The organism is Azospirillum lipoferum (genome assembly GCF_024170005.1).
Lineage (GTDB): Bacteria > Pseudomonadota > Alphaproteobacteria > Azospirillales > Azospirillaceae > Azospirillum > Azospirillum lipoferum.
Window position 1 is genome coordinate 254,885 of the sequence record NZ_JALJXJ010000011.1, and the last position, 22,886, is coordinate 277,770.

The 22,886-nt window shown below is 65.9% G+C and carries 20 protein-coding genes; 8 read left to right on the forward strand and 12 right to left on the reverse strand.

Translation table 11 applies throughout. The features are described from left to right. Positions 1-20: 20 nt before the first annotated feature. The 4 genes from J2848_RS24500 to J2848_RS24515 all read left to right on the forward strand — a co-directional run bounded on the left by J2848_RS24500 (position 21) and on the right by J2848_RS24515 (position 4,481). Positions 21-1,535: a bifunctional metallophosphatase/5'-nucleotidase gene (locus J2848_RS24500; protein ID WP_149232966.1), complete on the forward strand. Its 1,515-nt coding sequence runs from the start codon at positions 21-23 to the stop codon at positions 1,533-1,535. 109 nt (positions 1,536-1,644) lie between these two features. Further along, a complete protein-coding gene (locus tag J2848_RS24505; protein WP_149232967.1) occupies positions 1,645-2,688 on the forward strand; it encodes a hypothetical protein in 1,044 nt (347 codons plus the stop codon). A 5-nt stretch (positions 2,689-2,693) separates the two neighbouring features. Then, positions 2,694-3,692, forward strand: a complete 999-nt coding sequence (locus tag J2848_RS24510; RefSeq protein WP_149232968.1) for a hypothetical protein — start codon at positions 2,694-2,696, stop codon at positions 3,690-3,692. A gap of 66 nt (positions 3,693-3,758) precedes the next feature. Then, complete coding sequence (locus tag J2848_RS24515; protein ID WP_149232969.1) at positions 3,759-4,481, forward strand: fused DSP-PTPase phosphatase/NAD kinase-like protein; 723 nt, start codon at positions 3,759-3,761, stop codon at positions 4,479-4,481. A gap of 18 nt (positions 4,482-4,499) precedes the next feature. Here the strand turns inward: J2848_RS24515 and J2848_RS24520 are convergent, their stop codons facing one another. The 6 genes from J2848_RS24520 to J2848_RS24545 all read right to left on the reverse strand — a co-directional run bounded on the left by J2848_RS24520 (position 4,500) and on the right by J2848_RS24545 (position 13,729). Continuing rightward, on the reverse strand, positions 4,500-5,156 hold the full coding sequence (locus J2848_RS24520; protein WP_170307126.1) for a YitT family protein: 657 nt from the start codon (positions 5,154-5,156) through the stop codon (positions 4,500-4,502). Positions 5,157-5,384: 228 nt separating this feature from the next. Beyond that, the gene (locus J2848_RS24525; protein ID WP_149232971.1) at positions 5,385-6,362 is read right to left on the reverse strand and encodes a pyridoxal-phosphate dependent enzyme; all 978 of its coding nucleotides are present in this window, start codon (positions 6,360-6,362) and stop codon (positions 5,385-5,387) included. 381 nt (positions 6,363-6,743) lie between these two features. Further along, positions 6,744-8,168 carry a GGDEF domain-containing response regulator gene (locus J2848_RS24530; RefSeq protein WP_149232972.1) on the reverse strand — a complete coding sequence of 475 codons (1,425 nt, stop codon included), beginning with the start codon at positions 8,166-8,168 and terminating at the stop codon, positions 6,744-6,746. A gap of 46 nt (positions 8,169-8,214) precedes the next feature. Continuing rightward, entirely contained in the window at positions 8,215-9,837 is a 1,623-nt protein-coding gene (locus tag J2848_RS24535) for an ABC transporter substrate-binding protein (RefSeq protein ID WP_149232973.1), read from the reverse strand. Next, positions 9,838-12,525, reverse strand: a complete 2,688-nt coding sequence (locus J2848_RS24540) for a sensor histidine kinase (protein WP_149232974.1) — start codon at positions 12,523-12,525, stop codon at positions 9,838-9,840. Between the two features lie 229 nt (positions 12,526-12,754). After that, positions 12,755-13,729, reverse strand: a complete 975-nt coding sequence (locus J2848_RS24545; protein WP_149232975.1) for a choline ABC transporter substrate-binding protein — start codon at positions 13,727-13,729, stop codon at positions 12,755-12,757. Positions 13,730-13,880: 151 nt separating this feature from the next. Between J2848_RS24545 and betI the strand changes: the two genes are divergently transcribed. Further along, positions 13,881-14,456 (forward strand): transcriptional regulator BetI, encoded by a 576-nt coding sequence (gene betI, locus J2848_RS24550; protein ID WP_149232976.1) that lies wholly within the window; start codon positions 13,881-13,883, stop codon positions 14,454-14,456. Positions 14,457-14,458: 2 nt separating this feature from the next. Here the strand turns inward: betI and J2848_RS24555 are convergent, their stop codons facing one another. The 4 genes from J2848_RS24555 to J2848_RS24570 all read right to left on the reverse strand — a co-directional run bounded on the left by J2848_RS24555 (position 14,459) and on the right by J2848_RS24570 (position 18,786). After that, positions 14,459-15,370 carry an ABC transporter permease gene (locus J2848_RS24555; RefSeq protein WP_149232977.1) on the reverse strand — a complete coding sequence of 304 codons (912 nt, stop codon included), beginning with the start codon at positions 15,368-15,370 and terminating at the stop codon, positions 14,459-14,461. Continuing rightward, positions 15,363-16,544, reverse strand: coding sequence for a quaternary amine ABC transporter ATP-binding protein (locus J2848_RS24560; RefSeq protein WP_149232978.1), 1,182 nt, complete (start codon positions 16,542-16,544; stop codon positions 15,363-15,365). Before J2848_RS24560 ends, J2848_RS24555 begins: the two co-directional genes overlap by 8 nt. Positions 16,545-16,775: 231 nt before the next feature. Beyond that, the gene (locus tag J2848_RS24565; protein ID WP_211103230.1) at positions 16,776-17,957 is read right to left on the reverse strand and encodes an acetyl-CoA C-acyltransferase family protein; all 1,182 of its coding nucleotides are present in this window, start codon (positions 17,955-17,957) and stop codon (positions 16,776-16,778) included. 25 nt (positions 17,958-17,982) lie between these two features. After that, positions 17,983-18,786, reverse strand: a complete 804-nt coding sequence (locus J2848_RS24570; RefSeq protein WP_149232979.1) for an enoyl-CoA hydratase/isomerase family protein — start codon at positions 18,784-18,786, stop codon at positions 17,983-17,985. A 250-nt stretch (positions 18,787-19,036) separates the two neighbouring features. Here J2848_RS24570 and J2848_RS24575 point away from each other — a divergent pair, with 250 nt between their 5' ends. From J2848_RS24575 to J2848_RS24585, 3 genes are all read left to right on the forward strand, one after another. Further along, positions 19,037-20,284: an MFS transporter gene (locus J2848_RS24575; RefSeq protein WP_149232980.1), complete on the forward strand. Its 1,248-nt coding sequence runs from the start codon at positions 19,037-19,039 to the stop codon at positions 20,282-20,284. Positions 20,285-20,380: 96 nt separating this feature from the next. Then, positions 20,381-20,980 carry a sigma-70 family RNA polymerase sigma factor gene (locus J2848_RS24580; RefSeq protein WP_246194018.1) on the forward strand — a complete coding sequence of 200 codons (600 nt, stop codon included), beginning with the start codon at positions 20,381-20,383 and terminating at the stop codon, positions 20,978-20,980. Next, a complete protein-coding gene (locus J2848_RS24585) occupies positions 20,977-21,663 on the forward strand; it encodes a ChrR family anti-sigma-E factor (protein ID WP_149232982.1) in 687 nt (228 codons plus the stop codon). Before J2848_RS24580 ends, J2848_RS24585 begins: the two co-directional genes overlap by 4 nt. Here the strand turns inward: J2848_RS24585 and J2848_RS24590 are convergent. Both J2848_RS24590 and J2848_RS24595 read right to left on the reverse strand, forming a co-directional pair. Next, complete coding sequence (locus J2848_RS24590) at positions 21,645-21,926, reverse strand: GNAT family N-acetyltransferase (protein ID WP_149232983.1); 282 nt, start codon at positions 21,924-21,926, stop codon at positions 21,645-21,647. The two genes, J2848_RS24585 and J2848_RS24590, sit on opposite strands and share 19 nt — an antisense overlap. Positions 21,927-21,956: 30 nt before the next feature. Then, on the reverse strand, positions 21,957-22,742 hold the full coding sequence (locus J2848_RS24595; RefSeq protein ID WP_149232984.1) for an SDR family oxidoreductase: 786 nt from the start codon (positions 22,740-22,742) through the stop codon (positions 21,957-21,959). Positions 22,743-22,886 lie beyond the last annotated feature (144 nt).

The following is a 22,886-nucleotide window of genomic DNA, read 5'->3' on the forward strand; positions in this document are numbered from 1 at the left end:
CTGCCGGAGGTCCGTTTCGCATGCTGTCCCGCCGCAGTCTCCTCGCCGCTCCGCTGCTCGCCGCCATCGTCGGCATGGCCCTGCCAGCCTGGGCACAGAACGGCACGCTGACCTTCCTGCACGTCAACGACGTGTACGAGATCGCTCCGGTGAAGGGGCAGGGCGGGTTCGGGCCGCTGATGACCCTGCTGAAGCGGGAGCGCGCCGCGGCGCCCGATGCGATCACCACGGTCGGCGGCGATTTCCTGTCGCCGTCGCTGCTGTCGGGGACGACGCGGGGCGAGCAGATGATCACGCTGTTCAACGCCATCGGCGTCGACGCGGTGACCTTCGGCAACCATGAATTCGACTTCGGTCCCGACCTGCTGAAGCAGCGCATGGCCGAATCGAAGTTTCCGTGGATCGGCACCAATGTGTGGTCCGCCGACGGCTCCGCCTTCGCTAATACGGTGCCGAGCTGGACCAGGACGATCGACGGCATCACCGTCGGCTTCATCGGCCTGATCACTCCCGATACCGCCCGCCTTTCGAGCGCAGGGCCGAGCCTCAGCTTCCCACCCGTGCTGGAGACGGCGGCGGCGGCGGTGAAGGAGTTGCGGGCGAAGGGAGCGTCGGTCGTGGTGGCGCTGACCCACCTGACCATCGAGGAGGATCGCGAACTGGCGTCCAAGGTCAAGAGCATCGACCTGATCCTGGGCGGCCACGACCATGATCCGATCAGCTTCTATGAAGGCTCCACCCTGATCCTGAAGGCCGGGCATGACGCGCAGTATCTCGGCGTCGTGAAGCTCGCCGTGGAAACCAAGGACGCCGGCAAGGGGCCGGTGACCGCCACCGTGCCGACCGAATGGCGTTTCGTCACCACCGCCGGTGTGGCTCCCGATCCGGAGGTCGAGACAGTGGTGGAGGGCTACACCAAACGCTTGGACAGCGATCTGGCCGCGGTGATCGGCACCACGACGACCGACCTCGACAGCCGCAAGGACGTGGTGCGCAGCCGCGAAGCCAGCATGGGCAACCTGATCGCCGACGCCCTGCGCGACACGCTGAAAGCTGATGTCGCCATCACCAATGGCGGCGGCATCCGTGCCGATGCGCTGCATCCCGCCGGGTCCACGCTGACCCGCAAGGACATCTTCGCCGAACTGCCCTTCGGCAATGTCGGCGTGCTGGTGGAAATGTCGGGGCAGGATCTGATCTCCACCCTCGAACATGGCGTCAGCAAGGTGGAGGAGAAGGCCGGCCGCTTCCCGCAGGTCTCCGGCCTGACGATGACCTACGACCCGAAGGCGCCCGCCGGTCGCCGGGTGACCTCGATCATGGTCGGCGGCAAGCCGGTCGACCCGCAGGCGACCTATCGCATCGCCACCAACGATTACATGCTGAAGGGCGGCGACGGCTACGCCGCCTTCCCGCGGTCCAAAGTCATCGTCGATGCGTCGGGTGCGGTGTTGCTGGCGACCATCGTGATGAACTACGTCGAAGCCAAGAAAACCGTGGCGCCCGCGGTGGAAGGGCGGATCGTGGCAAAATAACGCAGCGGCCGGGACATTATAGAGCCCGGAGGCGACACTCCGTTGCGCGGGGCCGGCTTTTCCCTTTAGGGTAACCTGTCCGCTATACATCCGCGTCGAAGGCCGCCGCATGTCCGACACCCTGACCGCCCGTTCCAACGACTTCGCCCAGACCTTCAACACCGCCCATGGCGAGGCGGGTCTGGGCCGGGTGTCGATCGCCCACATCCTGCAACGTATCCAGTCCGATCCGAACTTCCTGTTCAGCGAGGACTTCCGCCAGGGTGCCGGGCAATGCCCGTTCCATGCCAACAAGGCTGAGGGCGCGGCAGAGGGGATGGCCCCGATTCCGCAGGATGATGCCGACAAGGTGGCGGTCAACAGCCTGCTGGCCCTGTTGTTCAACCGTCTGCGCGACCACATCGCGGGCAAGCTGCCCTTCGATGCGGACGGCCGGCCGATGCTGCCAATCCCGCCACGATCGCCGCACGGGCTGGACCCGGCCGATCGCGCCGCCATGGCTGCGGTGGCGCCGGACGTCTTCTGCTCTGTCCTGCGTGACGCCACCTGCCACCTGCTGGACGGCCTCATCACCGGCTGGGCCGTCGATCTGGTGCGTGAGGAGGAGCATTTCCGCTCCCAGGGTTCCGGTGCCATCTCGCTCGATGCGGCGGCGACCTTCGTCCTGCGCACGGTTCTGGAACACTCGCCGCTCTACCAGCGCGCCGGCTACGACATGCTGTCGATCACCAAGACCGGAAGCCACACCGCCATCCACATCTGCTGGGCGATGGTGGAAGCGGCCCCGCTTCTGGTGCCGGGACGCGATGCCGCCTTCTATGACGACCTCGTCCACCGCAGCCTGAAGCAGATCGTGCCGCTGTCGATGGCCAGCCTGGGCATGCTGGTCCATTACATGGAGGAAAGCGGGATAGAGCCGCCCGACGGGCTGGCCGTGCACCGGCTGCCAAAGAACCAGACGGCTTTCGTCCTGGACCCCAACGGGCTGATCCGGCTGAACGCCGATCCCATCGTCACCTTCGCCAAGCCGGGCGAGCGCTACTACACCGGCTGCCCGGCCTTCTACACCACCAATTTGATCAAGCTGTATCTCGACATCGTCGCCGGGCTGGCGCTCGACTATTCCGTTTACGACCGCCTGCAGGAGGGCTGAGCCCGATGGCCCGCACCAACGACTTCGCGCTGACCTATGCCGGCGCGCATGAGGAAGCCGGGATGACCCGGATCAACCTCGCGCCCATCCTGCACCGCATCGCCGAGGACCCAAACTATCTCCTCAGCGAGGAATTGCTGACGCTGGCCGGCCACTGCCCGGCCCATGCCGACACCCGCAAGGAGGATTTCGAGAAGGTCGCGATCAACACCCTGCTCGGCTTCCTCTATGTCGACCTGCGGGAGCACATCATCGCCCGCATGCCGCTGGACGAGTCCGGGCATCTGCTGCTGCCGACCCCGCCGGAGTCGCCGCACGGGCTGGACTTCGCCGACCCGGACGGGCTGGCCGCTGCCGATCCCGACCGCATGGTCGGCTTCCTGCGCGATTCAGTCTGCCACCTGCTGGACGCCATCATCAAGGATTGGGCGATCAAGGTGATGGTGGAGGAAGACCGCTGCCGGACTGAGGGGACGATCACCGACATAGCCGCCGCCGGCTATGTGCTGGGCCGCGAGTTGCAGAAGTCGGTGCTTCACGGCCCGTCCGGCTACGACATGCTGTCGATCACCAAGACCGGCAGCCATACCGCCCTGCATGTCTGCTGGAATCTGGTGGAGGCGGCGCCGCTTCTGCGTCCGGGACTGGAGGCCGCTGCCTATGACGACCTCGCCCGCCGCAGCCTGAAGCAGGTTCTGCCGCTGGCGATGGGCAGCCTGGGCATGCTGTGCCAGTTCATGGCGGCGGGAAAGATCGAGGCCGACGACCATCAGGCCATCCACCCGTTGCGCACCGACCAGTCGGCCTTCCTCTACGATCCGGACAAGGACCTCATCGTCCTGAACACCGACCTGATCGAACCGACCGCAATGGCGGGGGAACGTCACTACACCGGTTGCCCGGCCTTCTACGCCAACGGATTGATCAACCTGTACATGGAAATCGTGCTGACGCTGGCGGCCCAGTACGGCATGTATGTGCGGCTGCAGGACAGGGTGGCCTGATCGGGGTTCTTGACGGAACGCCGACCATGCCTATGTTGGCGTTCCGTCAGAATCGGAAGGTTTGAGTTGGCGAAGAAAAGCACCCTGCGGGCGGTCACAACCACCGCGCTGGCCGATGCGATCAAGCGCAACCGCAGCCGCATGGCGACCCCGTGGCAGCGGGCACTCGGCCATCTGGAAAGCGTGTTCATCGACCATGCCTGTTTCCGGCTGATCTATTCCAACACCTACCGCATCTCCCCCTACATGTACCGGGCGAGCCAGCCTTCGCCCTCGCACATCGCGGCGGCGGCGCGCAACGGGGTGAAGACGGTCCTGAATCTGCGCGGCTCGCGCGACTGCGCCTCCTACATCCTGGAGGCGGAGGCCTGCCGCGCGCACGGGTTGGAGCTGGTCGATTTCCCGGTGAACTCCCGCGACATGCCGAAGAAGGACACCCTTCTGAAGGCGCGGGAGCTGTTCAAGACCATGACCTATCCGGCCCTGATGCACTGCAAGTCGGGGGCGGACCGCGCCGGCTTCATGGCGACGCTGTACCTGTTCGCCCATGAAGGCCAGCCGCTCGACCAGGCGATGAAGCAGCTGTCCTGGAAATACGGCCACTTCAAGCAGGCGAAGACCGGTATCCTCGATTATTTCTTCGAGTTGTACGCCGCCTACAACCAGAAGCGCCCGACCGCCTTCTGGGATTGGGTGGAGCGCGTCTATGACCCTGTGGAAGCCAAGGCGAGTTTCCGGTCGCGGGAATGGGCGGACGCGGTGGTCGACCGGGTGTTGGGCCGCGAATGATGGCGCGACCCGCTTTCGTCAGCGGGCGACGTACCAGTCGGCGCGGTGGTTGAAGGCGACGAAAGCGTTCAGCACTGCTGCGCCCAGGATCGACGCCAGCAGCGCCGGCCAGTCCAGCACGAAGGCGGCAGCTGAGAACACGGCCAGATCGAACAGCGACTGCAACCAGCCCGCCCGGAACCCGGTCTTCTCTTGCAGGTAATAGGCAAGGATGCCGACACCGCCACCGCTGGCGCCGTGACGGAACAGCCCGATCACCCCGATCCCGACGCAGAAGCCGGCCAGCACCGCCGCGACATAGGGGTTGATGGCGCTGAAGCTCATCATCGACGGCAGCAGGCTGGACAGCACGGCGATGCCGGTCACCGCAATCAGCGATTTGACCGTAAAGCCGACGCCGATGCGGGCCAGCGCAAGAAAATAGAAAGGCAGATTGACCAGGAAGAACAGAATTCCGAAATCGATGCCCGTCGCGTAAGAAATTACAAAGGTCAGCCCCGCCGCCTGCCCGGTGACCAGCCCTGCGGCATGAAGAATGGCAATTCCGAACGATGTCATGACGATGCCGAACAGTTGACCTTGCAAATTGTCAAAGAAACTGTGCGCTGCGAGCGGGCGCTCGTAAGTGACCGATGCAGGGGACGACGAAATAGTCGAGGCAGAATTGTTTGCCATGCCAGCCACCCCTTGGTATCGCCTGTGTGTTTACGTGCGACGACCAATATAGGTCATTTCTACTGACCTATCCATACTTCGCTTTGGCGAAGTGGTGAGCTATGCGTTTTGCGGGGCATGGACGAGGAGGCGGTCCTTTGGTGCCAGCTGCCATTCCCCTCCCCACCCCTTTTTCCACAGGACGGGGAGGTGGCAAAGGAGCCTACAGAACAATGGACGGATGGAAACTCACGCCGCCAACGTCCGCGCCAGCGTGTCGCCGTCTACATTGCGGCCGGACAGCACCGCCACCGTCCGCCCCGTCCGTCCCAGCCGACCACCAAGCACTGCCGCGACTCCCGCTGCCCCGGCCCCTTCCACCACCACGCCGAAGGAGCGGTGCAGGGCGCGCATCGCCGCAGCGATTTCCCCCTCCTCCACCTCGACCACCCGGTCGACCAGAGTGTCGACGATGGCCTGGGGCAATTTGCCGAGCGCATGGACGTTGATCCCGTCGGCCAGCGTCGGACCGCCGCGCCGGGCCAGCCGCACGCCGATCACCCGCACCCACGGGTTCTGCGCCTTCACCGCGGCGGCCACCCCGGCCAGCAGGCCGCCGCCGCCGACCGGCACCACCACCGTGTCGACATCGGGACGGTCGGCCAGGATCTCCAGCCCGACGGTCCCCTGGCCGGCGATCACGTCGGGATCGTCATAGGGGTGGAGGAATGTCAACCGCCGCTCCGCCGCCAGCTCCAGCGCCTTCCCCTTCGCCTCGCCCACCGTGGCGCCGTGCAGGACCACCTCGGCACCCAGTTCTGTGGTGCGCTCCACCTTGCAGCGGGGGGCCGTCTCCGGCATCACGATGGTGGCCTTCACCCCCAGCCGGGCGGCGTGCAGCGCCACCCCCTGCGCATGGTTGCCGGCCGACATCGCTACCACGCCGCCGGCCCGTTCCGGCGCCGTCAGCCGCAGCAGGCGGTTCAGCGCACCACGCTCCTTGAAGGCGCCGGTGGCCTGGAACACCTCCGCCTTCAACCACAGGTCCCGTTCCAGCGTCGGCGCATGCAGCAGCGGCGTGCGGACGATCTGGCCGGACAGCCGCCGGGCGGCATCGGTCACCGCGGACAGCGGCAACCACGCCGGCAGACGGTCTTCGAAATCGGGGCTGTGGACGGAAGCGCAGACGGAAAGGGTGCACGCGGCATCGGTATGCGCGGTGAACATCGCGAAGCTCCTCGGCGAACGAATTTTTGGGGTAGGACGGGCGTGCCCGGACCGCCTCAGCGGACCGGGTGATTAATTCGCGCCGAGCCACACATTCGCTCGCCGAAACGGACATCGAGAACCGACGCCGCAGCAGCGGTCAGAACATTCGACTTGCCATGAACCGGATTGAGGGTCCCGGAAACCACAAGGTGCAGCGACACGCCACACACTCCACACGACCATTGAACACGAAAACGGCAACTCTCCGACGCTTCAGAGCGCCGGGCCGGTAATTCGCATTCGCATGGTGTCGCTGGTCTTCATGGGATCTGCATACCCGTTGCCGCGGCGGCGGTCAAGCCGTCATCGTTCAAAATGTCGTAACGCCAACACCGCGCTTCACGTCACCTCGACCCGGTTCCGCCCAAGCGCCTTGGCCCGGTAGAGCGCCTGATCGGCCCGGCCCAGCACGCTTTCCACCGTATCGCCCAGCGGCCGCACCTCGGTCAGGCCGAAGCTTCCGGTCAGTTGGAAGCACCGGCCATCGGGCAACTCGATCGCCAGCGCGGCCAAGCCGTTGCGCAGCCGCTCCGCGATCGCCACACCGTCGGCGCGCGAGCTGTCCGGCAGCAGGATGGCGAATTCCTCTCCGCCGATACGGCCGATCTGGTCGGTGGCGCGCATCTGACTGCGGATTTCCTCGACCACCCTGCGAATCGCGATGTCACCGGCGCCGTGGCCCATCTCGTCGTTGATACGCTTGAAATGGTCGATGTCGAGCATGACGAGGCAGGCCGCGCCGCCGGTCTGGCGACTGTCCGCAACGGCCTCCTGCCCGGTCAGCAGCCGTTCCAGCAGGTCCAGGATATGCCGGCGGTTGTGAGCGCCGCTCAACGGATCGGTGGTGGCGAGACGCTGCAGTTCGCGTTCCATCCGTCGGCGCTCGGTGATGTCGGTGGCGATGCCGATCACCCCAGCCGCCGCACCATCGGGCGAGGACAGCGGACGCTTCACCACCAGCAATTCACGCGAGTCCCCATCCGCTCCCGACACGCTGGTCTCGAAGGAGAAGGAGTCCGTCCCGGCCGGCGCCTGCTCCGAAACATCCTGGGTCCCGACGGACCATTCGATCCCCTCGGCGGCGTTCGGAAACAGTTCGCGGAAAGCGCGGTTGCACAGGGCGTAGCGGCCGGCAGCGTCCCTGTACCAGACAGGACTCGGCATCAGTTCCACCAGATTCTCGATGAAGCGACGCTGCTCGTCGGCCAGCGCGGTCTGCCGTTCCAGCTCCGCCGTGCGTTCGGCAACGCGCCGTTCCAGCGATTGGTTCAGCGTTTCGATGGTGACCAGATCGCACCAACCGCGCACGGCGCTCACCAGACTGGTGAACAGCTTCTGGGCGGTCAGTTCCGCCTTGCTTTTGTAGTCGTTGATGTCGTAGGCGACGATGGCGTCGCGCTCCGGTGCCTGTCCGGGCTGGCCGGTGCGCAGGATGATGCGGATATGCCGGTTGCCCAGATCGCGCCGGATGTGATGAACCAGACGCAGGCCCGCATCCTGGGTCTCCATCACCACGTCGAGGAGGACAACGGGCAGGTCCGTCCGCTCGGCCAGAATCACCCGCGCCTCCGCAGCGGAAAAGGCGCTGACGACAGCGAAGCGGCGGCCTTCGAATTCGAAATCGTTCAGCAGCACCCGCGTCATCGCGTGCACCTGCTCGTCGTCGTCAACCACCAGAACCGGCCAAGGAATGGCAGCCGACGAAAGCCGGGTCGGCGCCGTTCCAGCATCGTCATCCTGGAACATCAGGTCGTCTGGCGCCATGGTTCCTGCCGAGCTTTGCCCAGTTGAGGGTTGCATAAGACTGTACTCACTGGACTTCGATGTCGACACCTGAAAAATCCTGATTGAAAATGTTGTTCGTGTAGTTTTTCACCTCCTGGCGGTGGGCGACGACGATGATGGAGTTCGCAATGGGAAACCACGGGGTTTCCCGATGGAAGATCTGCTGGGCTTCCCGGTAATGGGCGGTCCGCCGGGCGACATCGCTGGTGACCTTGGCTCTGGTGATCTGCTCTTCGAAATCGGAATTGCACCATCTGGCGATGTTGGCGCCGCCAGGACGCACCGCGCCACAGCTCAGCAGGAAATACAGAAAATTGTCAGGGTCGCCATTGTCGCCGGTCCAGCCATAGAGCACCATGTCCTGATCGCCCTTCGTCACATTGCGGCGATAGTTGCCCCAGCTTTCGGTCTTCAGGGTGAGCTTGATCCCGACACGTTCCAGATTCTCCCGAATTATCTCGGCGGCGCGCTTGCCGCTGGGCAGGTACGGGCGCGTCACCGGCGTGTACCACAGGTCGAGGGCGAAGCCTTCGGGATAGCCCGCCTCGACCAGCAGGCGGCGGGCCTCGACCGGATCGAACGGATAATCCTCGATACCGTCATTATAGGACCACATGCCGGGCGGAATCGGGTTCTTGGCCGGCAACCCGCCATTCTGATAGACCGCGTCGACCAGGGTGCGCTTGTCGATCGCCAGCGTGATCGCCCGCCTTACCCGCACATCGTCCAACGGCGGCTTCTGGGTGTTGAACGCCATGTAGGCGACGTTCCGCCCATCCTGCTGCTCCAGCACCAGATTGGGATCTTTCTCGATGTTCCCCAGTTCGGCCGGGTTGGGGAAGATCATCACGTGGCATTCACCTGACCGCAGCTTGTTCAGGCGCACCGCGATGTTCGGCGTGATCGAGTAGATCAGATTGTCCAGCGGCTGGCGCCCGCGCCAATAGCCGTCGAAGGCCTTGTAGCGGATGGCCACATCCTTCTGGTAGGACACCAAATGAAATGGTCCCGTCCCGATCGGCTTTTCGTCGAACAGGTCGGGACGGCCGGCTTTCATCAGGGTGTCGGCATATTCGGCTGACTGGATCGAAAGGAACGGCATCGCCAGATCGGCCAGGAAGGGAGCTTCCGGGTGGTCCAAGGTGATACGGATGGTGTGATCGCCCAGCTTCTCCACCGATTTCAGCAGGGTGGGCAGCCCCATATCCTTGAAGTAATCGTAGGTTGCAGGCCCTATCTTGTGATAGGGATGATCAGTCTTCCATTGACGCTCGAAGGTAAACAGAACGTCATCGGCATTCAGCGGCCGGCTCGGGGTGAACAGATCGTTGGAATGGAAATTCACATTCCGGCGCAGATAGAAATCATAGACCAGTCCATCAGCCGAGATCGTGTAGGATTCAGCCAGACCGCTGTTCATGATCTGCCCATCCGGTTCCATCTCGACCAGTTTGCTGAACAGCGGAGTCACCGCATTCACAGTGGTGCCGGACGTGGAGACCTGTGCATTGAAACTCTGCGGATTTCCCTCGGTGCAGTAAACGAGAGACTTGTCGGCAAAGGCCGTACCGGACATTCCGGCAAGCCCGGCAAGAACAGCTGCCCCCGTCACAAGACTCCGCGGCAACGTCTTCAGCGGCAACGGCATTCACGGCTCCTGCGGGGATGGCACTGCGGCAACCGATGCCATGTTATCAGTGGCAAATCGTCGTGGAAAGCGAATGGTGAACCGAACACCGCTGTCGGGGAAGCTGTCCACCGCAACCTTTCCACCCAGCCGGTTCACCACGAGATTATAAACAATGTGCAGGCCGAGCCCGGTGCTTCCAGCACCACGCCGGGTGGTGAAAAAAGGATCGAACACCCGCCCCAGATCGGCGGGAGCGATCCCGCGGCCGTCGTCGGAATAGACCAGCGTCACCATGTCCGGGCCTTGCGCGGTGGCGGTGATCAGCAGACGGCCCTGCTGTCCCTCGCGGTAGGCATGGGTGATGGAGTTCATCACCAGATTGGTCAGGATCTGCGCCAGAACACCGGGATAGCCATCGATCTCGATGGTTTCGGGGCACTCCACCCGCAGGCTATGGCCTGCCCGTCGCCAGGATGGGCTGAGACTGGTCGCCAGATCCTCCAGATAGGGCTTCAGCAGGAAGAGCCGCTCCTCGCCGCTGGTCTGGTCGGCGGCGACCTGCTTGAAGCTCTGTACCAGCTCGCAGGCCTGCTGCAGGTTCAGCACCAGCAGCCGGGCGATTTCATCCGCCGTCTCCTGGAACTCGGCGAAATCGCTGCGGCGCAGGTTGCCCCCGCCCGCCTGCCGTGCCAGGACCGTCAGCCGGTCCTGCAAATGGGTGGCTCCCATCAGGGCGTTACCCAACGGTGTGTTGATCTCGTGCGCAACGCCGGCGACCAGACCACCCAGCGAGGCCATCTTCTCCGCCTGGATCAGGTCGGCCTGGGTGCGCCGCAGGTCTTCCAGGGCACGGTCGGCACGGTCCTTCGCCTGGCGGGCCGCCTGTTCACGCAGGCCGATCTCGCGGATGAAGAAGGCAGCGGCACGCGCCATCGCGCCGAACTCATCCTGGCGGCGCGTGCCGTCGATAGGCCCGGCCAGCGGGTCCTCAGCCAGACTGGTCATCTGCCGTTGCAAGCGCAACACCGGCCTGCTGATCGACCGCGCCACCACCACCGCGGCACCACCGGCCAACAGCAGGCCGATGGTCGCGCCGATGATCAGGATGCGGGTCAGCAGCTCGCCGATGCGCGCGGCCTCGTTACGGAAGGTCTCGTCCAGCTGCCGGGCGGTCTCGACCAGGGCGCCGGCGTCCCGGTCCATGGCAATCAGCAGTTCGTTCAGCCGGCGCAGCCCTTCAGCCGTGCGGCGCAGGCTTTCACGCCAGTTGCGGATGGCCGACAGCACATCGTCCTGCAACAGCGGCGACATGGGCAGGCCGCGCACCGTCTCCAGCAGGGTGCTGGCATCGGCCACGATGCGGTCGGCCTCCTCAGCGTCGCGCACCGCCACCGCGTCACCCGCCCGCCGGCCCAGGCGCAACGCGACGACGGCGACGTTCTGCGTCTCCTGTTCGGTGTCGTTGGCCTGGATGGCGTAGGCGATCAGCTGCACCACCTCGTCCTGGATCGCGGTGTATCCGGTGGCCTTCACCATCAGGATGCGGGCGGTCAACGCCTCGATGGCCGACGCCGCCTCCGCCCCGGCGCGCTGCGCCGCTTCGAGCGCCTGCTGAGCCGCGGCGGCGCGGGCCTGGACGCTGTAAAGCCCTTCCAGCGGCAACCGCAGGGACGGCAGCAGGGAAGACAGGAAGGTCACATCGGGCTGGTGATTCAGCGTTCCGGTCAGCACCAGCGCCCGCACCACCGGCAGCGTGCGGACGACCTGCTCCGCAAGCATCTGCTCGCCCAAGGGAACGGAAGTCGTCCGGCCTTCGGCATTGCTGGACCCCAGTCCCGCCACTGCCTGTGCCGTCGCCTCGAAGCGACTCAATGCCACGTCACGTTCCGCCTGGGCCCCGCGCAGTTCGGCGACGGCAGCCTGCAAATCGGCGACCGTGGCGGCATAGCGGGCGGCGGCCTGCTTCGCCGGATAGCGGTCGACCAGCGGGTCGGTCCGCCCCAACGCCGCCTGCAGCCGGTCGGCGGTTGCCGTCAACCTGTCGATGGCAATGCGGAAATCCGCCCGGGTCAGCGGACGTCCGTTGCCGAACAGGCCCATCCCGAACCCGAGGGCGGCGACGTGCTGGGCCTCCGCACGCTGCAAATCCAGCATCGCCTCGCGGAGTTCATGGGCACCATCGACCACGTCGCGGCTGTCGCGCAAGCGCCGGTCGGCTTCGGTCAGCGATCCCAGGGAGTCGACGTTGGCGGCATGCTGCCGTTCACGGGCCCGGTCGGTCAGCGTCATCAGGGTGGCGGCGTGGCGCCCCATGTCGGCTACGGCGGAGTCGTTCGCGGCCGTCACCTGGATGAAGCTGCGCATCTGGTCGACATAGCGTGCCAGCACCGCGGTCGCCCGCTCCACCTCCGCCCGGTGAGGGTCGGCCGATCCGGTCTTGCCCAGCTGACGCAACTCGGCCGCCGCCGAGTCCGACATCGTCTCGAAGCGGTTGGCACGGCTGGCGCGGTCGGCTGGCGCCACCTGAAGATAGTCGATGCGGGCGGCGGTCGCGGCCAGCACATCGCGATAGACCGAACCGGCGAGCACCGCCGATTCGTACACCCGCTCGCTGCGGGCCAGCAGCAGCCCGCCCGCCACCGCGATAACCGCCGCGACTACGACGGGCACGCCCCCGACGACGGCGATGCGCGAACGAATCCTCATGCGCGTTTCGCCGCGTCGTCACATGCGCCGGCTGCCCGGAAAGATTGCCGGGAGACGGACAGGCATTGGGAAAAGGATGAAGGGCGATCCGCCACGAACGCTCCGCACTCTGGACCTTATTGGCCTTAGCAGAGCAATGGACTACGGCAAAGGGATAAAACTTCCGGCAAATAAGGGATAGGCTGTATGGGGCGCAAGGCCGCCCCATACAGCCTATCCCGTCGGCCGATCACGACTTTGCCGCGACACCGAGCTTGGCCTGCACCGCTGCCAAACCGTCCTTGCCATCAATGGTAGTGACGCCCGACAGCCAGCTCTTCAGCACGTCCGGGTTCTTCTTCAACCAGGCCTTGGCGGCGGCATCGGGCTTCTTGTTGCCGTTCATGATGTCGTCCATCACGGCGTTTTCCATCGCCAGCGTGAAGGACAGGTTGGACAGCAGCTTGCCCACGTTCGGGCATTCCGCGGCGTAGCCCTTGCGCACGTTGGTGGCGACGGTGGCGCCACCCAGGTTGGGGCCGAACCAGTCGTCGCCGCCTTCAAGGTAGGTCAGCTCGAAGCTCTTGTTCATCGGGTGCGGTTCCCAGCCCAGGAAGACCACCCAGCCCTTGTTGCGGGTTGCCCGCTTGACCTCTGCCAGCATGCCGGCCTCGCTGGATTCCACCAGCTTGAAGTCCTTCAGACCGAAGGCGTCGGCTTTCAGCATCTTGTCGATGATCAGGTTGCCGTCGTTGCCGGCCTCGATGCCGTAGATCTTGCCGCTCAGCTTGTCCTTGAACTTGGCGATGTCGGCGAAGGTCTTCAGCCCGGCGTCGGCGGCGTATTTCGGCACGGCCAAAGTGTATTTGGCGCCTTCCAGATTGACCCGCGTCACCTCGACCGAACCGTCTTCCAGCACCGGCTTGATGAAGGGTTCCATTGTCGGCATCCAGTTGCCGAGGAAGACGTCCAGCGACTTGGTCTTCAGCCCCGTGTAGACCAGCGGCACCGACGACATGGTGGTGGTCGGCTTGTAGCCCAGTGCATCCAGCGTGACGGAGGCGAGTGCCGTCGTCGCCGCGATGTCGGTCCAGCCGACATCACCGAAGCGCACCGTCTTGCAGGCGGCAGGCTCGGCGGCCAGCGCCCCGCCGGCTCCCAGTGCCATGACCACGGCGATGCCGGCACCCGCGATCCCGTTGGCCAGAGCCTTCCATCCGTTCATATCCTCAACTCCTCATTCTTGTTGTTCCGGTATGCATGGACTGCCGTTTTCACCATCGACGGGGCGGCGAAAATGGCGCATTTGTTGCGACGCAGGCCAAGGTCCCGGTTGGAACCGCCTTGGCGGAAAAGGACAGGAGACCGCCCGCCCCATGCCCAAAGTCGGAATGGAACCGATCCGCCGCCGCCAGTTGATCGACGCCACCATCACCTCGATGGGCCAGCATGGGTTGGCCGACACCACGGTCCAGACGATCAGCCGCGGGGCCGGCGTATCGCCGGGCATCATCCATCACTATTTCGGCGGCAAGGACGAGCTGCTGGCCGCCACCATGCGCAGCATGCTGCAACAATTGCGCGACGACGCGACCCAGCGGCTGGCGACCGCCGATTCGCCGCGTGCCCGTCTGGAGGCGATCGTCGATTGCAACTTCGCCCCCGGCCAGTTCGAGCCGCGGGTGGTCGCCGCATGGCTGGGCTTCTGGGCGCAGGCGCCGCACAACCCGGCGCTGTCGCGGCTGCAACGGATCAACGCCCGCCGGCTGCACTCCAACCTTCTGCACGCCCTGCGCCCGCTGCTGCCGCCGGAACGGGCGGAGCGGGTGGCCGTCGGGCTGGCGGCGATGATCGACGGGCTGTGGCTGCGCTTCGCCCTGACCGGCGCGATCGACGGCAGCGCCGCGCGGGCGGTGGCGCTGGGCTATCTCGATTCCGAACTGAACGCCTGACCTCACCGCCACCACCCGCGCCGCTTTGCCGTTCCGGCGGCGGCCCGGCGGCGTATGCCACGGCCGAAACTCTGGGTGATACGGTCGAGAACGACGGCCAGCAGCACGACGGACAGGCCGCTCTGCACGCCAAGCCCGATGTCCAGGCGCTGGATGCCTTGCAGCACCACATTGCCCAGGCCACCGGCACCGATCATCGAAGCGACGACGATCATCGACAGCGCCATCATCATGGTCTGGTTCACCCCGGCCATGATCGACGGCAGGGCGTTGGGAAGCTGAATCTTGAACAGAAGCTGGTGGTCGCGGCAGCCGAAGGCGCGGCCGGCCTCCACCAGCTCCGTAGGCACCTGCCGGATGCCCAGCGCCGTCAGGCGCACCGCCGGCGGCATTGCGAAGATCACGGTGGCGATGATGCCCGGCACCCGGCCCAGCCCGAAGAACAGCACCGCCGGGATCAGATAGACGAAGGCCGGCATCGTCTGCATCAGGTCGAGCAGGGTCTTGCCCACCCCGTCGGCGATCTTGCTGCGCGCCATCCAGATGCCGAGCGGCACCCCGCCGATCAGGCTGAGCACGGTGGAGGCAAGCACGAGGCCGAGGGTGGACACGGTCGGCTCCCACAGCCCCATCACATAGATGCCGCCCAGCGACAGCAGGGTGAACAGTGCGAAGGCGCGCCCGACCCGCCACAGCGCGACCGCCGACAGCAGCAGCGCCAGCAGCCAGGGCGGCACCCCAAGCAATAGCCCGTCCAGCGCTTCGCCCAGCCCGTCGACCGTCGCGGCGATCAGCGTCAGCGCCGGCTGCCCATGGTCGAGGATCGTCGTCACCAGCCATTCGGCCCCGCGGGCGATGCCGCCGCCGATGGTCTCGTTCAGCCACTCGATATCTGGCAACGCGATGTCAGCCATGCCGCACCTCGCGTCCGGCGCTCTCGCCGCGGTCGAGCGCCGCCAGCAGCACCGCACGGGAAATCACGCCGAGAAAACGGCCTTCCGCCTCCACCACCGGCAGCGGACAGGGAGCCGCGGCGACCCGGCCGAGCAGAGCGTGGATCGGCGTGTCCGCCGCCACCGGCTCCAGCCCGAACAGGGCCGATGCGCCGTCGCCGGCCAGCACACCGCGGAAACAGCCGGCCGCGTCGGTGCGATAGCGGAAGCGTCCAGGCTCGCCCGGATTTCCGTCATCAGGCGGCCGGGCAAGGTCGCGGGCGCGCAGCACACGCGAGGCATCGACGCCGCGGAAGAAGGCGCGGACATAGTCGTCGGCCGGCGCACGCAGGATGTCCGCCGGGGTGCCGATCTGGGCGATGCGGCCATCTTCCATCACCGCGATGCGGTCGGCGATCCGCATCGCCTCCTCGGCATCGTGGGAGATGAAGACGATGGTGCGGGCATCCTCGCGCTGGAGCCGCAGAAGCTCGTCCTGCATGTCGCTACGGATCAGCGGGTCGAGCGCCGAGAAGGCCTCGTCCATCAGCATGATCGTCGGATTCTTGGCCAGCGCGCGGGCGAGCCCGACCCGCTGCTGCATGCCGCCCGACAGTTCGTCCGGATAGCGGTCGGCATAGGTCGCCAGCCCCACCCGCTCCAGCGCTGCCAGCGCCGCCCTGCGGCGCTCCGCCCGCTTCACCCCGGCGACCTCCAGCCCGAAGGCGGCGTTCTCCAGCGCGGTGCGGTTGGGCAGCAGGGCGAAGGACTGGAAGACCATGCTCATGTCCCGCCGCAGCACCTCGACGAGGTCGCCGTATGGAAGGGCGGTCAGGTCGTGGCCGTCCAGCCGGATTTCCCCCTCCGACGGTTCGATCAGGCGGTTCAGCAGCCGGATGATGGTCGATTTGCCCGAGCCCGACAGGCCCATGATGACGAAGATCTCGCCGGCCCGGATGTCGAAACTGGCCTCGGCCACGCCGACATTGACGTTCAGCCGTTGCAGAACCTCCGCCTTGCTTGCCCCGCGGCGCAGCATTTCCAGCGCAGGGCGCGGATCGTCGGCGAAGACCTTGCGCAGGCCACGCACCGCCAGACGGACCTGTCCAATCTCCGTCGAAGACCAACCGGTGGGCGTGGGCAGAATCGTCGTCATGGGCAAGGCTTCCGGAACACAACAGACCAGGGTGAAGGCAATCGGGCCGTAGATTGCCCCGAGATGAGGGGCGCGGTCGATAGCTGCGTTCACGAAACCTGCATTTTGCCGGTGCTGCCGCGCGATTGGCCGCACCTGGAAGTAGGATTTATTTTGATTGATCGTTCAATGAAAAACCGCAGAACGATTTTCGGTACGGGCGGGATCACCCGCCTGTACCGGTTTGAAATTTCATACCCGCTCGAAGATGGCGGCGATGCCCTGGCCGCCGCCGATGCACATCGTCACCAGGGCATAGCGGCCGCCGGTGCGGTGCAGTTCGTGAATCGCCTTCACCGTGATGATGGCGCCGGTCGCTCCAACCGGATGGCCGAGCGAGATGCCGGAGCCGTTGGGGTTCACCCTGGCCGGATCGAAGTCCAGTTCGCGGATGACCGCGCAGGCCTGGGCGGCGAAAGCCTCGTTGGATTCGATCACGTCCAGATCAGCCACCGACAGGCCGGTCCGCTCCAGCACCTTGCGGGTCGCCGGGATCGGGCCGATGCCCATGTAGTCGGGCTCGACTCCGGCATGGGCGTAGCCGACGAGGCGGGCCAGCGGCTTCAGCCCCAGCGCCGCGGCCCGACGGGCGTCGGCCAGCACCACCGCGGCGGCGCCATCGTTAAGGCCGGAGGCGTTGCCGGCGGTCACCGACCCGTCCTTCTTGAAGACCGGTTTCATCTTCGCCAGCCCTTCCGGGGTGACATCGCCGCGCACATGCTCGTCGGTGTCGAAGACGATCGTACCCTTGCGCGACGCGATCTCCACCGGCACGATCTGGTCCTTGAAGCGGCCCTCGGCGATGGCGCGGGCGGCGCGGCGCTGGCTTTCCAGCGCCAAGGCGTCCTGCGCCTCGCGGTCGATGCCATAGCGCGCAGCGACATTCTCCGCCGTCACGCCCATGTGAATCTTCTGCCAGGGGTCGTGCAGGATGCCGTTCATGTAGTCGACCAGCGCCCCGTCGCCCAGCCGGGTGCCCCAGCGGGCGCCCGGTACGAAATAGGGTCCGCGGCTCATCGCCTCCGCACCGGCGCCGATGGCGATGTCGCAATCGCCAAGCGCGATGGACTGTGCCGCCGAGACGATGGCCTGAAGGCCGGAGCCGCAGAGCCGGTTGACGTTGAAAGCCGGCACACCAATCGGAATCCCGGCATCGATGGCGGCGACGCGGCTGAGATAAGCATCGTTGGTCTCGGTCGGGATGACGTTGCCCATCACCACGTGGCCGATGCTGTCGGCGGCGGCGCCGGAGCGCTCCAGCGCCGCCTTGACCGCCACAGTGGCAAGCTTTGTCAGCGGCACATCCTTCAGGCTGCCACCGAAGCCGCCGATGGCGGTGCGGGCGACGCCGACGATGACGATGTCGTTCTGCATGATTGAATCCATTTCCCGGAGACGGTCAGCGGCCGGTGAAGTCCGGCCTGCGCTTGGCGATGAAGGCGCCGACGCCCTCGACAAAATCGCTGGTGGCGGCGGTGGCGAGGAAGCGGTCACGCTCGGAATCCAGCTGCTGGTCCAGCGTCCGGTCGAAGGACTGGCGCATCAGGTGGCGGATGCCGGCATAGGCGACGGTCGGCCCGGCGGCGAGCCGCTCTGCCAGATTCGCCGTCTCGTCCGTCAGGGATGCCGCCGGCACCACCCGGTTGATCAGCCCGATCCGCAGGGCCTCCGCCGCGTCGATCACGTCCGACAGCATCGCCAGTTCCATGGCGCGGCGCAGCCCGACCAGACGCGGCAGGTGGAAACTGCCGGACCCGTCCGGTGTGGCGCCGATGCGGGCATAGGCCATGGTGAATTTGGCGTCATCGGCGGCAATGCAGAGATCGGCGGCACTGGCGAGGCTCATTCCCGCCCCCGCTACAGGTCCATGGACGGAGGCCAGAACCGGCACATCCAACTGGTCGAGAACGCGCAGCGCCTCGTGTAGATGGGCGATGATGGCGCCGGCTACGGCAGGAGCGGCGGCGGGTTCATCGTTGAAACGGCCGACATCGCCGCCGGCCATGAAGCCGCGGCCGTTGCCGGCGATCACCAGCACCCGCGTCGGCCCCGCCCCGCCTTCGTCCGCCACGCTGCGGCAGGCTTCAAGGAAAAAGGCGGCGGTCGGTTCGTCCAGCGCGTTCAGCACGCCGGGGCGGTTCAGCCGGATCCAGGACACAGCCCCCTCGCGGACGAGCAGGACCGGTGAGGCGGTGTCGGACATCGTGGCGTCTCCCGAAGCTTTACCTGATGGGAGGTATGTTACCGATCGGTACGAACTGTCAACGGTTAGGTTGACCCAATGGTCAAGCACGTCCCCATGCCGTCCCCGGCGACGGACCAAATCCATGGCTTGGCTGTTGGACGTGGGACAGGACACGCCCCCGCCCACACCCCCCCGGAGTTCCCCCATGCATCATCGGCCCCTGACCGGCTTACAAACCGTGACACGCTGACGGAAGGCGGAGGACGGCATGCCACCAGTTGTGCGTTCGGTCGCCTCGCTTCTGCTGGGTGTCGCCTTTCTGATGCTGGCGAACGGTGCCCTGTCGACGCTGATCGGGCTTCGGTTGTCCGCGACGGAATCCGCCGCCACCGCGGTCGGGATGATTACCGCGGCGTACTATGCCGGGCTGACCCTGGGTTCGCTCTATGCGCATCGGATCATCACCCGCGTCGGCCATATCCGGGCCTTCGCCGCCTTTGCCTCGGTCGTCTCGGTCGCGGCGCTGTCGCACGCGCTGTTCGTCGACGCGCCGCTCTGGGCCGTGCTGAGGCTGACCCAGGGTTTCTGCATGGCCGGGCTTTACATGTGCATCGAGAGCTGGCTGAACGGCACCGCCACCAACGAGAGCCGCGGGCAGCTTCTGTCGGCATACATGGTGACGCTGTACGGCGCGTCGGGCGTCGGCCAGCAATTGCTGCGCCTGGACGACGAAGCGGGCGTGCGGTTGTTCATGATCGTGTCGATCCTGCTGACGCTGGCCCTGGTGCCGGTGGCGTTGACGCGGACCACGCCGCCGCAGCTGCCGAACGTCTCCTCCTTCGGCATCTGGCGGCTCTATCAGAGTTCGCCGCTGGGGGTGGCGGGGGTCTTCATCAGCGGGTCGATCACCGGCTCGATCTACGGCCTTGCCCCGGTGTTCGGTGCCTCCTCCAGCTTCGGGGTGTCGGGGACGGCACTGTTCATGTCGGTGCTGATCCTCGGCGGCATGGCACTGCAATGGCCGCTCGGCCGCCTGTCGGACCGGTTCGACCGGCGCAGCGTCATCATCGCCCTGTCGGCCGCTCTGTCGCTGACCAGCCTGGGCATGATCGCCGCCGCCGGGCTGGATCAATCGCTGGCGCTGATGCTGGTGGCGCCGCTGTTCGGCGGCTTGGCCTTCACCCTCTATCCGGTGTGCCTTGCCCACACCAACGATTACGTCCGGCGGGAGGACATGGTGTCGGCCAGCGGTGGCCTGATCCTGGCCAATTCCGTCGGCGCCATCATCGGCCCGCCGGTGGCGTCGGCACTGATGACCACGACCGGACCGGCCGGGCTGTTCAGCTTCGTTACCGGCGGTGCGGCGTGCGCCACCCTCTATGGCCTGTGGCGGACCCGTGTGCGCCCCCCGCTGCCCGCCGAGGCACAGGCCGCCTTCCGCCCCCTGCCCCAGACCACACCCACTGTCTCTCCCTTGGATCCCATGAGTGCGCTGAAGACACCGATCGCACACTGACGTTTTTCGGGAATGCTCCGTTAAGGAGTTCGGGGTAAGCTGCCGCGCAATGGAAGGCTGTCTGGTGGTTGCATGCCGTTTTCGCGGGAGCCCCTTGTGCCGGGGCCGTCGGCCAAGGACGGGTCGCATAGCCCGGACTTCGACCGGCCTGACACCGATCGGTTTGGAACGCTGGTCCATGCCGTGGCGCGGGACCGCGACCGCATGGCTTTTGCCGCGCTGTTCCGTCATTTCGCCCCGAAGATCCTGCAATACTGCCTGAAGCTCGGAGCCGACCGTGGCACGGCGGAGGAACTGGTCCAAGACGTGATGCTGACGGTCTGGCTGAAGGCCGGCAGCTTCGATCCGGCCCAGGCGACCGTCGGCACCTGGGTATTCACCATCGCCCGCAACCGGCGCATTGACCATCTGCGCAAGGAGATGCGACCGGCCCCCGATCCCGACGATCCGGCGATGACCCCTGCCTCCCACGCCACCCCGGAGGAGTCCGCCCAACTGGTCCAGAGCAGCCGCCAACTTCATGACGCGATCGGATCGCTGGCGGCAAACCAATCCGAGGTGCTGCGTCGTTCGTATTTCCTTGAACAGACGCACGAGGAGATCGCCAAGGACACCGCGGTGCCCTTGGGAACGGTGAAGACCCGGCTGCGGCTGGCGCTTCAGCATTTGAAAAGCAGCTTGAGGGACGAGGCGTGACGTTGCCGCTCCACCATCCGGACGACCAGCTTCTGATCGGCTATGCCAGCGGGCAGGAGCGGGCCGGCAAGTCTCTGCTGGTGGCGACCCACCTCGCCTATTGTCCGGACTGCCGCCAGCGTGTCGCCTCCTACGAGGCGTTGTGCGGGGAATGGTTCGAGGATCTGCCCTGCCCCGATCATGGCGCTTTGGACGCCCTGCTGGACCACATGGACGGTCTGCTGGCTGCGGCCCTGCCGACGGCGGAGACCGCCTCCCTCAAGCCACTCGATGCCGGCTCTATCCGTGCATGGCCGGTGCCGGAACCGCTGCGCAGCTGGCTGCCGAAGGCGATCGACACGCCGACCGATGACGGGACCTGGCGGGAGATTTCCAAAGGAGTGTGGCTGTCGGGCTGGGACCGCACCCTGTCCGGCACGACGATCTGCCTGCTTCGCATGGCCTCTGGCGCCCCGGTCCCGGCCCACCGCCACACCGCCGACGAACTGCTGCTGGTTTTACGCGGCGCCTTCCGCGACGAATATGGCAGCTACGCCCTGGGCGACGTCGCCCAGTATGTCGCCGACACTGACCATCACGCCTTCGGCGCCAGCGAGGAAGACTGCATCTGCCTCTTCCTGCTGGACGGTGAGTTGATCTTCCTCGACGAGGACGGAAAGCCGCTTCAGCCGACGAGGTCCTGATATTCCGGGTGGCGCTTGATGTAGGCCTCGATGAAGCTGCACAGCGGCAGAACCTTCAGCCCCCTGGCCCGGATGTCGTCCAGCGTGCCCTTCGCCAGTTCCGATCCCACGCCCTGACCGGTCAGGGCGCCCGGCACCTCGGTGTGGGTCAGGGCGATCTTGCCGCCGCGCATGTCGTAGGTCACCAGCGCGGTGGAACCGGCCACGGTCAGCTCGTAGCGGCCGACTTCTTCATTGTTCCGCACCTTTTCATGCAAGCTCATGGTGTCTTTCGCCTTCGGTAGTTGGGATCGTCAGCCGACCATCAGGGACTCCGCCCCGTCGATCCAGACCGGCGTGCCGGTGATGTGCTTCGCCCGGTCGGACACCAGGAACAGCGCAAGCTCCGCCACGTCGAAGCTGTCACCGGACTTGCCGCCGGTCAGGGGCACCTTACCCTGCGGATACTCGATCGGGACTTTCACCGATTCAATATTCCGCATCCTGGTGTTGTCGGGAATATCCGTCTCGATGATGCCGGGGCAGATGGCATTGACGCGGATGCGGCTCGGTGCCAGTTCCAGCGCCAGCATCTTCACCATGGCGAGCTGGGCCGCCTTGGTGCAGGAATAGGCGGTGGCGCCGGTGTTGCTGAACACCCGCGTGCCGTTGATCGAGGCGGTGACGATCACCGAGCCGCCGCCCGCCTTCTTCAGGTGAGGCACCGAATGGTGCAGCGTCAGGTAGGTGCCGCGCAGGTTGGTGTTGATGGTGCGGTCCCATTCCTCCGGCGTCAGATCGTCGATCGGCGCCCAGACGCCGTTGATGCCGGCATTGGCGAAGACGATGTCGAGCCGCCCGCACTCCCCGGCCAGCCGCTCGATGGCGTCGCGCATCGCCGCGTCGTCGCCGACATCGGCGGTCAGTGCCAGGGCCTTGCCGCCGGCGGCCTTGATCTCGCCGGCGGTCTTCGCGATCTCGTCCGCAGTGTGGCTCAGCACGCCGACGCTTGCGCCGGCCTGGGCAAATCGCACCGCCGACGCCTTGCCGATGCCCGATCCCGCACCGGTGACCAGCGCGACCTTCCCCGTCAAATCCATAACCCAACTCCGAACCAGTGACCTTCGACGCGAGTGCCAACCTTCGCCCGCACGGATCGGTTCCCTGAACGGGAAGTGGTTGCCGAATAATTTCGTATAATGGAATTTTATTCCGAAAACTTGATTCTGTTGGATCGTCTGCTA